Below are 16,395 nucleotides of genomic sequence, written 5' to 3' on the forward strand. Positions count from 1 at the left end.
CAAGGAGAAAACAAATGCCTCGTGGCTATTCCACTCGCGGTGACATCGTCGAGCAGACGATCGATGGTCGACCGTTGGACGAAGTCTGGAATGAATTTTCCCAGACGCTCGACCTTCTGAACCAGAGTCGGAGCGCGTTCACCGCGCTGCTCTGCTACCCCACCACTGCCAGCGCCGAAGCGATTCCGCAGACCACCAGCCGCGACGACTTCGAAGAGGCGTCGGAGTTCGGTATTCCGAAGTCGCTGCGCACCAATCCCGACGTCCTGATCATGGGCTTCGACTTCCGGGACTACGACTCGCGTTCCGCCTACACGTGGAAATTCCTTCGTGATGCGCCCGCCAGCCAGGTGCAGGCGACGCACAATCTTCAGCTGGAGGCGGACAACCGTCTCACGACTGGCATGGTTCTCCGTCGCCTCCTGGACAACACGCACTGGGAGAACGAAGAGAACAACACGGTGTACGGCCTGTACTCGGGCGACGGCATCGTGCCGCCGGAGTTCGGCGGGCGCACCTTCGACGGCAACCACACGCACTACCTGACGACCCAGGGTGCGCTGGAGGCTGTCGACCTCGAAGACACCATCGCGAAGGTCACGGAGCACGGCTACGGGACCGCGCAGGGCACGCGAATCCTCGTCTTCGCACACCCGGACCAGATGCGCGCCATCCGCCGGTTCCGCGCGAACCAGACGGCCGCCGATGGCGGCGTGAGCTCGTTCGACTTCATCCCGTCTTCCAATGCGCCCGCGTACCTCACCAACGAACAGATCGTGGGCGAGCGCGCCCCGGGCGAGTACCTGAACCTGCCCATCGCGGGCAGCTACGGCCCGGCATGGGTCATCGAGATGCCTTCTCTGCCAACGGGCTACGTGCCGGTGGTGGCGACCGGCGGTGTCAACTCCCAGTTCAACGCGGTCGGCTTCCGCGAACACAAGACGCCCACGTACCGGGGACTTCGCCTGATTCCGGGGCCGCGTGAGGGTTACCCGCTCGTGGACTCGTTCTACTCGCGGTCGTTCGGTGTCGGCATCGCGCATCGCGGTGCGGCGGCTGTGATTCAGGTGACCAACTCCGCCAACTACACCCGGCCTGCGCTCTGACACAAGAAAGGGGCCGCCCCGCGCGTCCGGCTGTTTACGCGCAGTGGGGCGGCCCCTTCTCGGAGGTGCCGAGACCGAACCAGGTACGACACGAAAGATTCTACGCCATGCAAAATGATAGTGCTGATCCGCGAGTCGACCAATACGAAGCGGCAGAGAATGAAGCCAAGAGGTTAGCCCGACTGATCGCGAGCAAGACGCCGGCCACGGTCTTGATCGACCCAAAGACCGCTACCACGGAAACCATTGCCCACTTCGCGTACACACTCGCGGAAGACCTTCGAGTTGGACGGTTGCGGGCGTGTCGCCATGTACGTCAAGGGTTTCAACCCACTTGGGTGTTCGCGGCGGAGCCGCGTTACGGCATGTGCCCGTCCTGTTCGGACACGAGAGGCGTGCGACTGGCCGAGCGAGCGCACCGGCAAATGCGTTACGACTGCGACTTTTGTGGCGTGCACAGCAATGTCTATCAGTTGCGTCCCGTCGTCATGCCCATCAGCAAGTTCATAGTGCGCGGCTTCGCCTGCACGCGCTGCCTGGAGCTTTGAGGGAGGTGAACTCATGGATACCATCCAGTACCGACGCATAATTTTTCGTCTACACCAGGACTGCTCGAACTCTTCCTATCTCTCCAGAAAAGATGTGCCGCCAGGGTGGCGCATCATCGCCGCCGAAGGCATGGACTGCCCTTACTGCTACCCGTTGGCACTGCTCGTGATCTATGAAAACGACCTCAATCCGTTGCTGGGGCGGACGCAAAGGGCGGTGGCCGCGTGACGTATCGAGAGCACGCACCCGCCTATCTCGCGGCGGGCTGGGAGCCGATCCCGCTCCCTGCCAAGAAGAAAGACCCGCCTCCGCCGGGCTTCGGAGGAGAGAAAGCCAAGCGTGTCACCGAAAAGCATGTCAGCGCCTGGTGTTCGTCGAAGGGCTCCGGCAACATCGCGCTTGCGTTGCGTTCTGGTGTGATCGGAGTTGACGTCGACTGCTATGACGGCAAGCCGGGTGCGGAAACCCTCGCTGCGCATGAAGAGCGCTGGGGCAAGCTGCCGCCGACGTGGACAGCGACGTCCCGAAAGGATGGCTCCGGTATCCGGCTGTTCCGCTGCCCGCCTGACTTGCGCGGTCCGGGCGTGCTGCCCGGCGGGGGCGTCGAGCTGATCCAGCGGCACCACCGCTACGTCGTCGTCTCGCCGTCCGTGCACCCCGAGGGCAGGCAGTACCGGTGGATCTCGCCGGACGGCCGCCGGACCGACGACATGCCCACGCCTGCGGAGCTGCCGAAGCTGCCGCGCCGATGGGTCCGGGGGTTGCGGGTTCTGGGCGTCCCGGCCGCCGACAAGGCCGACCCCTCGAAGGGGCACAGGCTGCTGGAGGAGCTGCCAGGCGGGACCCCGGATGCCGCCGTGTCGGCACGGCTGGCACGCGCGGTGTCGGAGCTGGGCGACGGCTCGCGCCACGACACCACCCGTGACCACGTCGGCGTGCTCGTGCGCCTGGGCGCTGGTGGAGCTGCTGGAGTTCCGGCGGCCGTGGCTGCGCTCCGTGACGTCTTCGTCGCGCGAGTCCAGCGCCCCCGGGCAGGCGCGGAGTTCGATCGAATGGTCAAGGGTGCCGCGCGTATCGCGGCGGCCGACGCGTGGCCGCTTGCGGACGGGCAGCAGTGGGGCAAAACGCTGGCTGGATGGGCCGTAGGCGAGATGGGGGACGAGGAGAGAGGCGACGACCGAGCCGACGTGCTCCAGCGCCGCACAGACCACTACAAGCTGAACCTCCAGGCCCACCAGCGAGCCCGTGCGGAGCTGGCAGCGGCGGAGTGGAGCCCGCCGGTCTCTCTCGGGTCGCTCGCCGACCAATTCGCCGTCGAAGACGAGCCCGTCGCGCACTTCGTCGAAGACCTGGCGCACGTGGACTCGAACGTGCTGCTGATCGCGCAGTGGAAGGCGGGCAAGACCACCCTCGGCTTCAACCTAGCCAAGGCATCCGTGGACGGCGTGAAGTTCCTCGACCGGTACGCGGTGCACCTTCCGGACGGACCGGATGCCCTGAGGCCGGCCACGGTCGCCTACTTCAATTTCGAGGTAAGCCAACGCATGGCCAAGAAATGGTTGAGGGACATGGAGATTGAGCACCCGGAGCACATCCACGTCGAACACCTCCAGGGCGTGCCCTTGCCGCTGACGAGCCGGACGGTGGAGGAGTGGACGGTGGAGTATCTGCGCTCCCGCAACGTGTCCGTGTGGATGCTGGACCCGCTCGGCGCGGCCTACGAAGGCGAGGAGAACTCCAACACGGAGATGCGTGAGTGGCTGAAAACCGTTGACCGCATCAAGAAGCGCGCCGGGGTGTCGGTGGCTGTGGTGATGGTGCACACGGGTGCGACACATGAGGAGGGGTTCCGCGCACGCGGCGCAACGCGACAGATGGACTGGCTGGATGTGCAGTGGGCATACCGGCACGGGGGCGATGGTGTCGAGATTCCCCCGGACAGCAAGAGGTATCTCCGCGCGTTCGGCCGCGAGATCGACACGCATGGCGAGATCAGCCTGGACTTCGACCCGTTGCGCCGATGGATGCACGTGGACCACGAAGGCTTGACACGCCACGAAAGCAAGACCGCTGGAGTGGCCCGCAAGGCATGGCACGTGATGTTCGAGCACGACCGCAAGGAGCCGGGTGGCTACCTCAATGCGGGCGACTTGAAGGCGCGGATGGGCATGGAGACGAAGGGCCGCGCCGGGCAGAGCGTCGCGGCAGGCATTGAGCACGCGGTGCGGGAGGGATGGATTCGGCGGGACATGGAGGGACGCACGAAGCGGCACTACTTGGGCGAGGAGAACCCGGACACGAGACGGCTCTCGCTCGAATAAGTTCCGTTAGGTTCCGCATGGTTCCGCGATATTCGGAACCTATCCCGAAAATAGGTTCCCTACCCGAAGGGGAGGAACCTTTTCGGAAGGTTCGCCGGACATGGGTCGGGTTCCGGGGGAACCGGAACCTATTGCAGACATTCGACGACACCAAGGAGTTGTGACATGAGTGAGAGTGAGTTTGTCGACCCGAGGTTTGGTCGGCGGGGTGATGGCCGGCATCAGGATGCTGACGACGGAGTTGGCGACGATGTGTTGGCCCTGCTCGGAAAGCCTGCCAAGCGGACATGTAGTGCCAGGCGCACCAACGGTAACCCTTGCAAGAACGCACCGATCAACGGGGCCAACGTCTGCCGGATGCATGGCGGTAGTGCACCGCAGGTCAAGGCGAAGGCGAAAGCACGGCTGGAGATGGCGGCTGACCGGATGGCGAAGGAGCTGCTGAGGATGGCGGGGGCGGACGACATGCCTCCGGCTACGAAGCTGGCAGCGATCCGGGACGCGCTCGACCGGGCAGGGCTGAATGCTGGCGTGTCGGTCGAAGTCGAGTTGAAGCCGTTCGAGAGCATCCTTCAGAAGATCGCGGCTGGACCGCGTCCAGGCTCAGTGTCCGAAGAGGACGTCATTGACGCGGAGATCGTCGAAGACGACGGCCGCCACTACTGCCGGGGGTGCGCCCGACCGTTCCCGGACGAGCTGCCGCCGGGGCTGGACGCGTACCCGGACTTCTGCCGGGACTGCCGCGAGTCTGGCGTGACGACGTCGGCACCCCGGGCGCTGGCACCCGGCGCGCTCAAGGTCGGGCGCATGGAGGACCACCGCGCCCGGTACGGCACGGGACGTGAGTGGACGACCCACCGTAAGGGTGGCTAGCTGGCCAGCTCCCAGGCGAACGGGGCGGGTCCGGTCTCCTCGGGTGGATCGGCCCGTCCCCATCGGCTACGGCCGAAACAGTGGGTGACTGTCCACAGTGGACGCTCTGGCGTACGGTCGCGGGTCGCGGCAGATATCTCAATAGCTGCCGCACCCCTGGTCGAGGCTTGAAGGAGCAAACATGAAGCGCACGCGGCTACGGCTCGTGGCGTACATCCGGGTGTCCACTGCCCGGCAGGCGGAGCGGTACGGCCCGGCGACCCAGCGCGCCGACATTCGGGCGTGGGCGACGAAGCACGGGCACACGATCACGAAGTGGGTCACGGAATCCAGTACCGGCACAGTTTTTGAGCGTGATGGCTTGGGAGAAGTGTTGGCACTGCTGAAGAACGGCAAGGCGCATGGCATGGTGGTCGGCCGGTTGGACCGGCTGGCGCGTGATCTGATCGTGCAAGAGACCATCGCTGCGAAGGTCTGGCTACTGGGCGGCGAGCTCATGTCAGCGGCCGAAGGCGAGGCCAACCTACGCGACGACCCCAACGACCCGTCCCGCAAGCTCATCCGGCAGGTGCTGGGCGCGGTGTCCGAGTACAACGCGGCGATGGTGCGGCTGATGCTGCGCAACGGGCGCAAGGCGAAGGCACGCGCTGGCGGGTACTCCTACGGCGCTCCGCCGTACGGCTGGCGAGCGGTGAACAAGACACTTCTTAAGCACCCCAAGGAACAGGCGACGCTACGGCGAGCGGCCGAACTCCGCGCTGGTGGGTCGTCGCTTCGCGCTATCGCGGACATGCTCGCGGCCGAAGGCATGAAGCCCCGACGCGGGAACCGTTGGGACAGCTCAACTCTCAACCGGGCGCTGACCCGGTTCCTCGCGGAGGCATGACAGGCATGGCAACGATTCGCAACGTAGAGACCAAGCAACGCAAGAACGGCAAGCCGGTCGTTCACTACGAGGTGTGCTGGACCGAACCGGCAGTAGACGACCAGGGCCGCCCGATCCCTGCCAACCCCGAGAAGCCCAACGGGCGCAAGAAGGTGCGGCACCGCTCCGAGACCTACCACACCTTCGACGCGGCCAAGGATCGCAAGGCGGAGATTGAGGGACTGCGCAACCGGGACCACGAAGTCGTGGCGCGGTCGGCGGGAGATCGGCTGTTCGGCGAGTTCGCTGCTGCCTGGGTGGCGGAGCTACGGGAGGCACAGCAGGCGGGCAGCTTGAAGCGGCGGACGGTTGACGAGTATGAGAAGTTGTTGAACCGCTACGCACTGCCGGAGTTCGGTACCCGGGCCGTCGGCTCCATCTCCCGCACGCAGGCCAAGGAGTTCCGCTCAGGCCTAGTCAACCGAGGGCTGTCCCGAAGCTCAGTCAACAACGCCTTCGACCCGTTCCGGTGGGTGTTGGACATGGCGGTAGACGAGAAGGCCATCGGAGAGAACCCGGCCATCAGATCTCAGCGTACGAAGCGCAAGGAGCGCATTCGGAAGCCGCTGCCGCGCGGGCAGGTCCTCGCCCCGGAGCAGGTGTTCGCCGTCTCCGCCACGATCTCCGAGACCTACCCGGTGTATGGCTTGATGGTGGAGTTCGTGGCCTACACGGGGCCGCGCGCTGGCGAGCTTGCGGGGCTGGATGTCGGGGACGTCGCGATCACCGCACACCCGGACGGCACGTACTCCGGCAACGTCGACATTCATGAGCAACGCCACAAGGTCAACGGGGAGTGGGAAAGCGACGACCCGAAGTCGGACAACTCGACGCGCATCGTCCCGATGCCGGACTGGTTGGCGGAGAAGATGTTCTTCTACCTCAACAACACCCATCCACACGGCGACGACCCAGCCGCCCCGCTGTTCCCCAACCGCAAGGTCGGCGGCGCACGCCTACGAGGACGCGGCGGCAAGACGAAGGTTGTTGACCTGTCGGTGAATCTCGACTGGTCCCAGCCGATCAACCCTGGCACCTTCTACGAGACCATCCTCAAGAAAGCGTTCCGTGCCAACGGAATCGCGGTCACTGACACGAAGGCCAGCCCGCCGATCAAGGGCGTCCGGTTCCACGACCTTCGCCACACGTTCGCGACCACGGCGCTGATGGCCGGCGTGGGGTACCAGCGCGTGAGCGAATGGTTGGGGCACAGCACATACGTGGTCACGCTCACGATCTACGCGCACTGGATCCCGAAGGATGAGCGGAGCGAGATCAACAAGCTGGCGGCCCCGGCTCCGGCCGCTCCGGCACCCGCACCGGAGGCGGCAAGCAACGTCGTCGCGTTCCGGCCGCGCCGGAAGCTCGCCTAGTTGCCGCTCTCCCACGACGAAGCGCCCGACCCCACCGAGTTTAGATCGGGGTCGGGCGTTCTCGCGTCTACGGCCCATCTAGCTACCTCTATCATGGCGTTATGGATCCTGCCACGATCAACCAGCTCATCTCTGCGGGCGCTGGCGTAACTGGTGCCGTTATCGGTGCGTCGGCCACGCTGTTGGTCGGACGTGGACAGAGGAAGCACCAGGAGCGGACGGAGCGCGAACGTCTGATCCGCGTTCGGCAAGAGGAAGCCGCTCAGCGCGTAGGCGAGGCGTTTGCACTTCTGACGAAGGACGAGACTCGTGCGATCCAGAACAGATTCCAGACAGGCGTCTCCGATGAGGAGCAAGCAGAGCGCGCAGTCGTGCAAGACCGCGTGGATGCGGCCAGCGCGGAGATCAAGGCGCTAGCGCTCTTCTTGCCGGACGAGATTCAGGACCGCATCGCGGACGACTTGGAGCTGGTCGAGATGGCTGACGAGTTCGGAGTCAATCGATGGGGGACAGACTATCACTACCACTCGTTCCGTACCATCCTGCCGAATGTGCGCCGCGACGTCCAGAAGGTGCTGGCGGCTTTCCTTCGCCGGGAAGCGATTCCTGAGCGGAGTCGCTTGATTCGCGAGTATGAGCACGCGCTTGCGAAACGAAACAAGGATCGTGACGAGGAGTTCGCGGAGGAGATCCACGAAGTCGACCAAGATCGAGTGAAGTGGTTGGAGCAGAACCCGGACTTCAAGCCCTGACATGGAACCGGCCCGGAAACTTCAACCGATCGGGGGTCGGCGGAAGGTTCCGGGCCGGACGGCACAGCGCCAGGAAGCGTTGTACCGGGCTAGTTTGGCCGAAGCGGCCGGATACTGACTGGGGTGCGGCCGTCGAGCGGGATGCGGCAAGCCGGAGGTGCTGGGATGAGGTTTCGGGGCTCCGCAGGCGATCCGGGGCGCGGCAGGGACAGCACGGCCCGCAGGACCCACACGGCCGACTTGTCGTCGCCGTACACCCACGTCACGTGCTCCGGCGCGAGCACGTCCGTCCGGTAGTCCGCCGGGGTGCGGTAGGCGACGGCGGACTGTTCGCCTCGGATGATCACGACGTCAGCGCAGTCCTGCCACGCGAAGTGCGCCGCCATCCACTCCGGCCGCCGACTGTCCCAACCGCCAAGGTGCAAGATCCAGCGCTCGTGCCGGAGCTTTTCCAGCCAGTAGTCGACTTCGCCCTTCATCGCTCTGCGCTCGCAAGTTCGATCACGCAGAGCAGTCAATCGTCAACCCGCTGTGGCAGCGTTAGCAGAGTGCTAACCCTCTGGCCCTAGTTGCTGGGCGCCATCCCGAACCGGTGCCGCAGGCTCCCCAGCTCCCATGCCTTGCGCCGTGCCCTGCCCTCCAGCGTCTCCAGCAAGGCGCGCGCTACGGGGTCGTGGCGGATGCGTTGCGGCGCGATCCGGTCCGCTGTGTCGAGATGCCGGAGGGCAGCGTTGTCCCGGTCGCCTTCGGCCTGCGCGTAGGCCCGGGCGAAGTCGAAGTGGAGAGCGGCCCGGCGGTCGGCGGTGTCCAATCCTTCGAGGTGGCCGGGAACCTGTTCGAGGTCTTCGGCTGCCTGCGGTCCACGCTCCAATTCGACGGCAACCGAGAGGGACCAGGCTCGCACATTGGCGGGACCAAAGCTGAACCAAAGCTCGTTCTGTTCGCCGGTTCGGTCGGCCAATTCGCTAGCCATTTCGAGGTGGCTTTCGGCTTCGTCGGGCCGTTGATCCTTCGCAGCCATCTGGGCGGAGGAGAGGTGCAGCATTCCAGCCGCCTGGGCGCTGGCTGTGTCCGGGGCGGATGGGTCGGCGTGCGCTTCGATCCCATCGAGCCCGTCCGCTGCTACCTGCTGGGCACGGCGGCGTGCGCCGAGTCGGCTTAGGGCGCTGGTGCTCGTCATAGCCGCAAACGCGCGGAGAGCTGGATCTTCGGTCCGGCTGGCCGCATCTTCCGCGCGGCGAGCCGCGAGCACGGCCAAGTCAAGGTTCCCCAGATTCCGGGCGACGCCCGACGCGACGAAACACGCTTCCACGAGAGCGGCCAGCGCCTTCCGGCGCGTATCAGCGTCGCCCGTTGCGGACGATATATGTAGCTCAATAAGGAGTTCGCCTAGGTCATGGCCGGCCATGGAATAGAGGTTATTGGCCGTGAATTCGTTTGCCTTGGCGGCCAGTGCGGCCAGCTCGCGAACCGGGCGAGCGGGCAAGTCGGGAACGTCGTCAAGCGTCGCGTCATAGAGCGCTACAGAGATAGCGGGCAGCGTGGCCAGCGCGTCGGCACTGTCCCGGTCCGCCGGTAGATAAGGCTGGCCAGTGAGATCCGATACCGAGCAACCGAGAGCGTCGGCAAGGTTCTCCAGCAAGCCCCGACGCTCGAAATGCCGCTTGCCGGTTTCGAGCTGGGAGAGGTACGGCTTGCTGATCCCGGCGAACCCCGCCGCTACGTCCAGCGACAGGCCGCGCCTGCGCCGGATCATCCGAACCCGCTGGCCGATCTCTGACGGCAGCGGAGCGGGCTTCTTCGGTGCCATGTCGGCCGCCTTTCCGCGTGTGGGCGTCGCCACTAACGGTACCTATGCGGCTGGGCACGTGCGGAATGCGGAGGCACTGGCCTGACGGCTGCCGCACCCCCGAATCCACCCGGTTCGGGGGCGGTTCGGGGATTCGATCTTCAAAGGGTCCGACTTGGACCAGCTGGACCGGCTCTGACCAGGCGTTTTGCGAGTGCCCCCGGTGAGATTCGAACTCACACTGGACGGGTTTTGAACGGATCTTGAAACTGCCCTTTGACCTGCGTGAGAGACCTGCGAGGCCCCTACTTGGGGGTGTATTGGGGGCTGGCGGCTTGGAGCAGGACGCGCTCGACCCCGACCTTGCGACACGCCACAGCACTCCGGCTGTGGCCCTCCCGCCTACGTGGATGCCGGTTCCGCAACCGACTGTCAGAGGCGCTTAGCGTTCTGACAGTCACTCCATAGATCGGCAGAACGCCTCCAGTTGTCGAACTGACCGGATCATCGTGACCGCGGCCGGAAGTTCGCTGTCCAGAAGCTCCATAAAGGAGACGTGGCCCGTGTCCATCCGTAATTGGTGAATTCCGTACGACGGGTGACCAAGTTGGGTCTTTGCATCGCTGATCAATTTGTCGATTCTTTGGACAATGCCCTCGCGGTCGAAATGCATGGACCTTGTGCTCGCAATCTGGTGCCTCAATGCATCGCTTATCCATCTCCGTCCAGCCTCCAGTACTCGTGGTCTGATCCTGGTTTCTAGATCTTCCCAGCGTGAGTAAATAACATCCTGGTACTGCCGTGACTGCTCGGCGGGTGCAAACATTCTGACGGCGACTTGACGACACGCAAGCAAGTCGTTAACTAATAGATCCACCTCGTCGCTGATGTATGAGCGGTACTTTTCATGCGTAATATCGGGACGCGTGCCGTCGTAGTCAAACAGTTCCTGCAGTTTTGGATTCATGGGTAGTTCGGTAAGAGTCTCGAAGCGCTTCATTGAGTATGCGAGCTTACCTCTGAATTCTAGAATGTCGTGCTCGCTGGAATAGGTTAGCAACGACTTGAAACTCTCGGTCAACTCGGACACGGATACTTGTAGGGTTCGTCTCGTGATGCGCCATTGAGCTTTATCGGCCTGTGCGGCAGCTACCTTTTGCAGTAAGCCGACGGCGACCGGTATGCCAACGCAAGCGCCAGTTGCGGTTGTCCAAATGTTGGTAAGGAACGGTCGACTGGACCAGAATCCTTTACTGTCGCCATATAGTCCAGTAATGAGCAGAATCAAGAATGTAACCGGGAGTAGGCCGTATATCGCGACGTACACCCAGATGCCAAATGTTCTTTTATCTTTCGGAGCCATGGGATGCGTCGGTCCTTACCGTTAGTCCTTAGTGAAGTCTAGATGGTCGGCGGCTGACCACTCGGCTAACAGGCTGAGTAAGTGGTGGCGAGGAGGCCTTCGCCGTGCTGCTGGGTGAGCGTCAGGTGGCCGAGCTGAGGGCCGGGATCGGGGCCGGGCGTGCTGGTGAGGCCGCCGAAGTCGAGCGTGCAGGCGTCCACGGTCAGCGTCCCGGCTGGACCGGGTTGGGTGGCCTGGCCGGGCAGCCACAGGCGGTTGACGTAGCCGTTGGGGTCGGTGACCCGGACGGCGAGTGCCCGGATCGCTCCGGGGCAGTCTCCGCCGCCGTGCGCGGCCACCAGCTGCCGTTGCGCGGCCGAGCTGAACACGAAGCACGCGTCGGCCACCGCGTCCGGAGTCGGGCGGGCGATGCGTTCGGCGAGGAAGTTCACCATGCTGGCTGGTGTACGCGGCAGGATGCGCGCCACGGCCTGTTCGTGTGCCTGCGCCTGCTGCTGACGCTCGACCTGGGCCGCCTGGGCCGCGTGCACGGCGAGCACCACCGTGGACGTCACCAGCAGCACCAGGCCGATCGCAGCGGCGGCGAGCACGTGCAACCGGCGACGCTGCCACCAGCCCAACCGCACCCCGGCGACCGCGGCGAACCCGAGTGCGCCGATCCCGGCGAGTAGCCCCCACCACCAGGGGTCGATGTAGCTGAGCAAGCCAGCGTCGACCACCAGTAGAGCCGCGGCGGCCGTGTAGGCCACCCCCAGTCGCCGACGGACCCCCACCAGCGCGAGCAGCACCAGAACGCCCACGCCGATCGCCCACGGCCACCAGGGCCAGCCGGCCAGCCACCCCAGCACCAGCCCGACCACCGCGGTACCGGCCAGCAGTGGCCCCCGGGCCGCCCGCTCGATCGCCGCCCTCCGGGCCCGCCGTGCCTCGTCTCGCTGCATCGCCCGGTGGCCGGCCGCTTCCCACCTGTCGAAGATCGTTCCCTCTCCCATGAGGCCAGGATGCCTCGTGAGCTGCGATGATGCGAGTTACGATCGAACGTATGAGCGAGAGCCCTAGCTGGCTGAGCAAGGCACCGGATATGAGCGAGCCTGACGACCTGCCGGTCCGGTCGCGGCGCGAGCACGTCTGGTGCCTCAATCGCAAGCACCGGCTGGACCTCGCTGGCAGCAACGGCGGCTACCACCACGCGATGCATCTCTCCACGAGGTCGTGCACCCGGTGCTGGTCGCGGCGGCAGCCGCGGTGCACCTGGCTGGTGGTCGACCACCGCTCGCCGATGCCGGCGGAGCTGGCCGACCAGCCGGACGACCGCCGCTCGGAGATCCTGGTGGCCGCCCGCCGGCCAGCTGTGCGGGCCGGGGTCGGCCAGCTGGAGATCCGTCTCCGGGACGCGGTCATCGCCGTCGCCGACGTGCAGCTGTGCGGGGTCGACCGCCGCGGAATCGTCCGTCATGTCCAGGTGGACCCCGCGCACCGCCAGCGCGGGTTCGGCACGCTGCTGCTCGACGCCGCGCTCGCCCGCGGTCCCGGCTACCACTGGTCGACGACAACGTTCGACCAGTCCGAAGACGCGCAGGACTTCTGGGCCTATCAGGACCCTGCCGAAGCCCTGCACCTCGGACAACCGCACTACTGCACCCACATGCGAGAAGCCAACGGCGAAATGGGGTGACCCTCCACAGGCTGGCGGCTCGCTTGAACAGCCCCCGCAACCCCATCGCTAGGGTGGGGTTGAGTCGAACTGCAAAAGGGAGGCGACAACGTGAGTCAAGCGGAGAGTTTGACCGAGACGTCAGCGCGCGAGCTGGCTGACGCTGCCTGCAAGAAGGCGGGTGTCGACGGCTCAAATGCCGAACTCGTCAGGATTGGATCGAACGCCGTATTTCGACTCCCAGGCCATGTCATCCTCCGCATTGGCAGAAGGCGGGATGAATTCGACGAAGCTCGACGACAGGTCGACGTGGCGCATTGGCTTGCGTCTGAAGACTTCCCTGCCAATCGCGCCTTGCGCATTCCGCAGCCGATCGACGCGTCAGGTCACCCCGCGACGTTCTGGGAGTCTGTTTCAGAAGAAGAGAAGTACGCGCCCATTGTGGATGTGGCTAAGATTATTCGTGGTCTACATAAGCTGCGTGCACCCATTGGCCTTGGTCTGCCGACGAAGGAACCCTTTGCGGAGATCGAAAGTCGCCTCGGTGAGTCGCGGAGTCTTACTCAAGATGATGAGGAATACCTGCGTCGGCGTATTAGCGATTTGAAGGCCGACTATGAACGCCTTGAATTTGCGCTGCCGCGAGGGGTGATCCATGGTGATGCGAACGTCGGAAATGTCATTCTCTCCCGAGAGAATACCCCCTGTCTCATTGACTTGGACAGCTTCTGTATTGGCCCACGGGAGTGGGACCTAGTTCAGACTGCGTTGTTCTACGAACGATTCGGATGGCATTCTGTCGACGAATATCGAACTTTTGTCGATGTGTACGGATTCGACATCATGAAGTGGTCCGGCTATGAGACGTTGGCTGGCTACCGTGAGATCGCTATGACTCTCTGGCTTGCGGGAAAGGAGTCCGAAGACGCAGCTCGGGAGGTGCGTAAGCGCGTCTCTGCGATCAAGACAGGTGGAGACCGGCGCGACTGGGCACCTTTTTAGCATCTTGCGGTGCCCACAGTCGCGCCGTGGATACTCTTTCAAAGAAGTCCTCGGATTCTGCGGTCTGGCCGATCCTGGTGAGGCGCGTGCGAAATTCATCTACGTACGCGCCGCATCGGGCGGATTTTAGTGACTCGCCAATGTCGATTGCTTTGAGGGCAACTTCGCAGGCTTGGCCCACGTCTCCATTGTCAAGATGGGAGTCGGCAAGAACCATGGTTGCGAAGAAGTCGCTCCGCACGTAGCCGCTAGCTGTCGGGCCAAGTGACTGCGTCGCATACGTAACTCCATCATTAGGGCGACCGAGATCTCGGTTGCAATGGCCAAGTTCGGCAGCCAATTCCGCCTCATTGAAATACGAGAACCAGTCTGCCGGATCGTTCTCGGGATCGCGCCTCTCGAACTCTTTGACCGCTGCCGCCATTGCCTTATCGCATCCGGCGGAGTCGCCCAATCTGGCGAGGGCTCGGGCTTCCATTGCGTGAAAATGCGCCGCGGCGCTCGCTGATCCCGAAAGCGTCGTCCCCATTAGTGCAGTCCTTGCAAGGTTGGCCGCCTCTTTGTAGCGGCCTAAAAAGGTTGCCTGGTGACTCATTGCGTCCAGGATGCTTGCGCCCAGTAGGCGGTCGTTAGCAGTTTCCGAGATCCTCAGCGCTTGAATGAAATATCGCTGCGCCAGTCCGTGTAGCCCGGCGTCGTATGACATCCAGGCTCCCAATAGAGTCGCTTGCGTTGCCGACTTGAAGAGTTCTGTCCTGATAGCGTTGTTAGCTACGTTTCCTGCTAGTAGCCCCACCAGGTCTGTCCGGAGGAATTCGATCAGGGCGCGCCGCGCGTGACCGCCCCCGTGCTCGCCGTCGAGTGCATCGAACATTTCGGTTGTCTTTTGGATCCCCCGAATATCTGCTTCGCCGACTTTGCGCTTACCTGTGTCGCTTAGTACGTCGTCTCGTGTCGTCACAAGCCACGACAAAGCCGCTTCATTCCATGCGGCGGAATTCGCGGGAGCGTCAAGCAGTGTCGACATGCCGTCGATATCTGCCTGCCATAGTCGCGCGACAGAGTTGACGCTGTCCGAGACTTGGTCTGGATACTCAAGTCCGAGGTCGGCGCGGACTTTCTGCGCCTTGCCGAAGCCAAGTTCTGCAAGGCTGATCCGCCGGCCAAGACGGTGCCCGAGGGCGCTCGCTATCGCCGTCCGGGTTTTGGCGTCACGCGGCACCATTCCGTCGAGCCATCGACGCACGTAAGTGTGGCTGTACGCCCTGCCAGCCTGTCCTCCGACGGCTCGCGCGAAGACCTTGAGGCCCACGGACCCGTCTTCACGGAGGTACCCCGCTTCGAGCATCAAGGCTTCGAGTTGATCGTTGCCCACTAGCTCACCTCCCCCTCCGACTGTGTCCCCACTGTACGAGTGTGCCCCCTAGTGTGCCCTGTTCGCGCAGCTCAGGGGCCTGTTTCATGGAGTCATCAACATCAACCAGTCGAGCCGACCCGACGCTAGGAGAAGAGATGTCCAAGAACCCCTTCAACATCAAGACCGGCGGCGGAGCCGTCAAGAAGCTGATCATGCTGGTCGCGGCTGTCGCCCTGCTCGCCCTGGTGATCAAGCATCCGAACGATGCCGCTGGCATGGTCAACACAGCCGCAGACCATGGCGGCGGGATCGTCGACAGTGTCGCGCAGTTCTTTCGCGGTCTGGGCAATGGCTAGGCCCGATCGCCGCGGAGTTGCTCCACGGATTCCCGTAGCGACTTCACCTCGGCTTGCAGATCGCTGAGCTGCGACGACAGCTGCGCCAGGGTCGCCGGCTCACGGCCGGGGGTGGCGGCGACAACTCGCCCAACGCCAGGCCGGGACACTATCCAGCCCCCTTCTTGCAGGGAAACCAACGCACGTTGGGCGGTCGCTACTGCAACCCCGAACCGGGCCGCCACGTCACGCTGATTCGGCAGCTGCACCCCGGGTGCCAGTTCTCCTGACTTGATCTCCTCTCGATACTGCTGCGCGATCCACTCGAATGTGGCCTGACCTGCGCGTTCCGCGTGGCTGTCCATGCCTCAAACCCTACCGAATGACAACACTCCGAACTAGTTCACCCGATTGGCCGATTCCTACTGCGAACTAATCCAGACTAGTTTGGAGACACCACCGAAACGAAAGGATCTACACGATGAGCACCACCCGCCCCAGCCGCCGCCAGATCGAGATGGACGCGGTCGGCCTGGACTTCGACTACTTCGCCGACACCACCGGCCTGGCCGGTGACAGCGTCCTGACCGGGGACTTCGACGGCTTCGCCGACCTGGTCGACCTGTACGCGGAGATGGCGGAGATCGACGAGGCGCTGGCCGAGCTGGACGCCCCGATCGCCCCGGTGATCTCCCTCCCGGCCGCGGCCCCGCGCCAGCTGGGGGAGGTGGCCTGACATGACCGATCGCCTGTTCGTCCCGGCCGCGTTCGCTGGGCTGCTGGGCACGATGCCGCCCGCCACCGCGACGCCGTGGGACCGGGAGCACTGGCTGGACATCGCCTACAACGACCTGCGCGCGGAGTTCTCCGGCCCGCACGGCATGGAGGCGATGCGCCTGGCCCGGGTGTTCCTGGCCGAGCTGGCCGCCACCCGCGTCGAGATCGAGAACCTGCACCTGGCCCTCGCGGCCTGACCCCGCACCACCCCCTCTTCCG

18 protein-coding genes are annotated in these 16,395 nt (G+C 64.3%); 12 read left to right on the top strand and 6 right to left on the bottom strand.

Annotation, left to right across the window (positions count from 1 at the left end; genetic code table 11):
- The first annotated feature begins 14 nt into the window (after positions 1–14).
- The 7 genes from AB0M83_RS02410 to AB0M83_RS02440 all read left to right on the top strand — a co-directional run bounded on the left by AB0M83_RS02410 (position 15) and on the right by AB0M83_RS02440 (position 7,899).
- Positions 15–1,106 (top strand): hypothetical protein, encoded by a 1,092-nt coding sequence (locus AB0M83_RS02410; protein ID WP_364511242.1) that lies wholly within the window; start codon positions 15–17, stop codon positions 1,104–1,106.
- A gap of 561 nt (positions 1,107–1,667) precedes the next feature.
- A complete protein-coding gene (locus AB0M83_RS02415) occupies positions 1,668–1,883 on the top strand; it encodes a hypothetical protein (RefSeq protein ID WP_364511245.1) in 216 nt (71 codons plus the stop codon).
- On the top strand, positions 1,880–3,976 hold the full coding sequence (locus AB0M83_RS02420; protein ID WP_364511247.1) for a bifunctional DNA primase/polymerase: 2,097 nt from the start codon (positions 1,880–1,882) through the stop codon (positions 3,974–3,976). Before AB0M83_RS02415 ends, AB0M83_RS02420 begins: the two co-directional genes overlap by 4 nt.
- A 165-nt stretch (positions 3,977–4,141) precedes the next feature.
- Positions 4,142–4,849, top strand: coding sequence for an HGGxSTG domain-containing protein (locus AB0M83_RS02425; protein ID WP_364511250.1), 708 nt, complete (start codon positions 4,142–4,144; stop codon positions 4,847–4,849).
- Positions 4,850–5,030: 181 nt separating this feature from the next.
- On the top strand, positions 5,031–5,735 hold the full coding sequence (locus tag AB0M83_RS02430) for a recombinase family protein (protein ID WP_364511253.1): 705 nt from the start codon (positions 5,031–5,033) through the stop codon (positions 5,733–5,735).
- Positions 5,736–5,740: 5 nt separating this feature from the next.
- Positions 5,741–7,147: a site-specific integrase gene (locus AB0M83_RS02435; RefSeq protein ID WP_364511256.1), complete on the top strand. Its 1,407-nt coding sequence runs from the start codon at positions 5,741–5,743 to the stop codon at positions 7,145–7,147.
- A gap of 101 nt (positions 7,148–7,248) precedes the next feature.
- On the top strand, positions 7,249–7,899 hold the full coding sequence (locus AB0M83_RS02440) for a hypothetical protein (RefSeq protein ID WP_364511259.1): 651 nt from the start codon (positions 7,249–7,251) through the stop codon (positions 7,897–7,899).
- Positions 7,900–7,988: 89 nt separating this feature from the next.
- On the opposite strand, the gene AB0M83_RS02445 is transcribed toward AB0M83_RS02440, so the two are convergent.
- From AB0M83_RS02445 to AB0M83_RS02460, 4 genes are all read right to left on the bottom strand, one after another.
- Positions 7,989–8,378: a hypothetical protein gene (locus tag AB0M83_RS02445; protein ID WP_364511262.1), complete on the bottom strand. Its 390-nt coding sequence runs from the start codon at positions 8,376–8,378 to the stop codon at positions 7,989–7,991.
- Positions 8,379–8,464: 86 nt separating this feature from the next.
- On the bottom strand, positions 8,465–9,709 hold the full coding sequence (locus tag AB0M83_RS02450; RefSeq protein WP_364511265.1) for a helix-turn-helix transcriptional regulator: 1,245 nt from the start codon (positions 9,707–9,709) through the stop codon (positions 8,465–8,467).
- Between the two features lie 436 nt (positions 9,710–10,145).
- Complete coding sequence (locus AB0M83_RS02455) at positions 10,146–11,051, bottom strand: hypothetical protein (protein WP_364511267.1); 906 nt, start codon at positions 11,049–11,051, stop codon at positions 10,146–10,148.
- Between the two features lie 65 nt (positions 11,052–11,116).
- The gene (locus AB0M83_RS02460) at positions 11,117–12,043 is read right to left on the bottom strand and encodes a hypothetical protein (protein WP_364511270.1); all 927 of its coding nucleotides are present in this window, start codon (positions 12,041–12,043) and stop codon (positions 11,117–11,119) included.
- A 50-nt stretch (positions 12,044–12,093) separates the two neighbouring features.
- On the opposite strand from AB0M83_RS02460, the gene AB0M83_RS02465 reads away from it, so the two are divergent.
- A complete protein-coding gene (locus AB0M83_RS02465) occupies positions 12,094–12,726 on the top strand; it encodes a GNAT family N-acetyltransferase (protein ID WP_364511272.1) in 633 nt (210 codons plus the stop codon).
- 90 nt (positions 12,727–12,816) lie between these two features.
- Positions 12,817–13,707, top strand: coding sequence for an aminoglycoside phosphotransferase family protein (locus AB0M83_RS02470; protein ID WP_364511275.1), 891 nt, complete (start codon positions 12,817–12,819; stop codon positions 13,705–13,707).
- Here the strand turns inward: AB0M83_RS02470 and AB0M83_RS02475 are convergent.
- Entirely contained in the window at positions 13,667–15,082 is a 1,416-nt protein-coding gene (locus AB0M83_RS02475) for an XRE family transcriptional regulator (protein WP_364511278.1), read from the bottom strand. The genes AB0M83_RS02470 and AB0M83_RS02475 overlap by 41 nt on opposite strands.
- Positions 15,083–15,219: 137 nt before the next feature.
- On the opposite strand from AB0M83_RS02475, the gene AB0M83_RS02480 reads away from it, so the two are divergent.
- Complete coding sequence (locus AB0M83_RS02480; RefSeq protein ID WP_364511281.1) at positions 15,220–15,420, top strand: hypothetical protein; 201 nt, start codon at positions 15,220–15,222, stop codon at positions 15,418–15,420.
- Here AB0M83_RS02480 and AB0M83_RS02485 read toward each other — a convergent pair.
- Positions 15,417–15,764: a winged helix-turn-helix domain-containing protein gene (locus AB0M83_RS02485; RefSeq protein ID WP_364511284.1), complete on the bottom strand. Its 348-nt coding sequence runs from the start codon at positions 15,762–15,764 to the stop codon at positions 15,417–15,419. The genes AB0M83_RS02480 and AB0M83_RS02485 overlap by 4 nt on opposite strands.
- A gap of 116 nt (positions 15,765–15,880) precedes the next feature.
- On the opposite strand from AB0M83_RS02485, the gene AB0M83_RS02490 reads away from it, so the two are divergent.
- Both AB0M83_RS02490 and AB0M83_RS02495 read left to right on the top strand, forming a co-directional pair.
- Positions 15,881–16,135 (top strand): hypothetical protein, encoded by a 255-nt coding sequence (locus tag AB0M83_RS02490; protein WP_364511286.1) that lies wholly within the window; start codon positions 15,881–15,883, stop codon positions 16,133–16,135.
- Between the two features lies 1 nt (position 16,136).
- The gene (locus AB0M83_RS02495; protein ID WP_364511288.1) at positions 16,137–16,373 is read left to right on the top strand and encodes a hypothetical protein; all 237 of its coding nucleotides are present in this window, start codon (positions 16,137–16,139) and stop codon (positions 16,371–16,373) included.
- Positions 16,374–16,395: the final 22 nt, after the last annotated feature.

The sequence above is a fragment of the Amycolatopsis sp. NPDC051106 genome, from assembly GCF_040682775.1.
In the GTDB taxonomy this organism is placed as follows: Bacteria; Actinomycetota; Actinomycetes; order Mycobacteriales; family Pseudonocardiaceae; genus Amycolatopsis.

Coding starts and splice junctions, on each gene's coding strand:
- AB0M83_RS02410 (WP_364511242.1), top strand. CDS start 15: ATGCCTCGTGGCTATTCCACTCGCGGTGACATCGTCGAGCAGACGATC.
- AB0M83_RS02415 (WP_364511245.1), top strand. CDS start 1,668: ATGGATACCATCCAGTACCGACGCATAATTTTTCGTCTACACCAGGAC.
- AB0M83_RS02425 (WP_364511250.1), top strand. CDS start 4,142: ATGAGTGAGAGTGAGTTTGTCGACCCGAGGTTTGGTCGGCGGGGTGAT.
- AB0M83_RS02430 (WP_364511253.1), top strand. CDS start 5,031: ATGAAGCGCACGCGGCTACGGCTCGTGGCGTACATCCGGGTGTCCACT.
- AB0M83_RS02435 (WP_364511256.1), top strand. CDS start 5,741: ATGGCAACGATTCGCAACGTAGAGACCAAGCAACGCAAGAACGGCAAG.
- AB0M83_RS02440 (WP_364511259.1), top strand. CDS start 7,249: ATGGATCCTGCCACGATCAACCAGCTCATCTCTGCGGGCGCTGGCGTA.
- AB0M83_RS02445 (WP_364511262.1), bottom strand. CDS start 8,378: ATGAAGGGCGAAGTCGACTACTGGCTGGAAAAGCTCCGGCACGAGCGC.
- AB0M83_RS02450 (WP_364511265.1), bottom strand. CDS start 9,709: ATGGCACCGAAGAAGCCCGCTCCGCTGCCGTCAGAGATCGGCCAGCGG.
- AB0M83_RS02455 (WP_364511267.1), bottom strand. CDS start 11,051: ATGGCTCCGAAAGATAAAAGAACATTTGGCATCTGGGTGTACGTCGCG.
- AB0M83_RS02460 (WP_364511270.1), bottom strand. CDS start 12,043: ATGGGAGAGGGAACGATCTTCGACAGGTGGGAAGCGGCCGGCCACCGG.
- AB0M83_RS02465 (WP_364511272.1), top strand. CDS start 12,094: ATGAGCGAGAGCCCTAGCTGGCTGAGCAAGGCACCGGATATGAGCGAG.
- AB0M83_RS02480 (WP_364511281.1), top strand. CDS start 15,220: ATGTCCAAGAACCCCTTCAACATCAAGACCGGCGGCGGAGCCGTCAAG.
- AB0M83_RS02485 (WP_364511284.1), bottom strand. CDS start 15,764: ATGGACAGCCACGCGGAACGCGCAGGTCAGGCCACATTCGAGTGGATC.
- AB0M83_RS02490 (WP_364511286.1), top strand. CDS start 15,881: ATGAGCACCACCCGCCCCAGCCGCCGCCAGATCGAGATGGACGCGGTC.
- AB0M83_RS02495 (WP_364511288.1), top strand. CDS start 16,137: ATGACCGATCGCCTGTTCGTCCCGGCCGCGTTCGCTGGGCTGCTGGGC.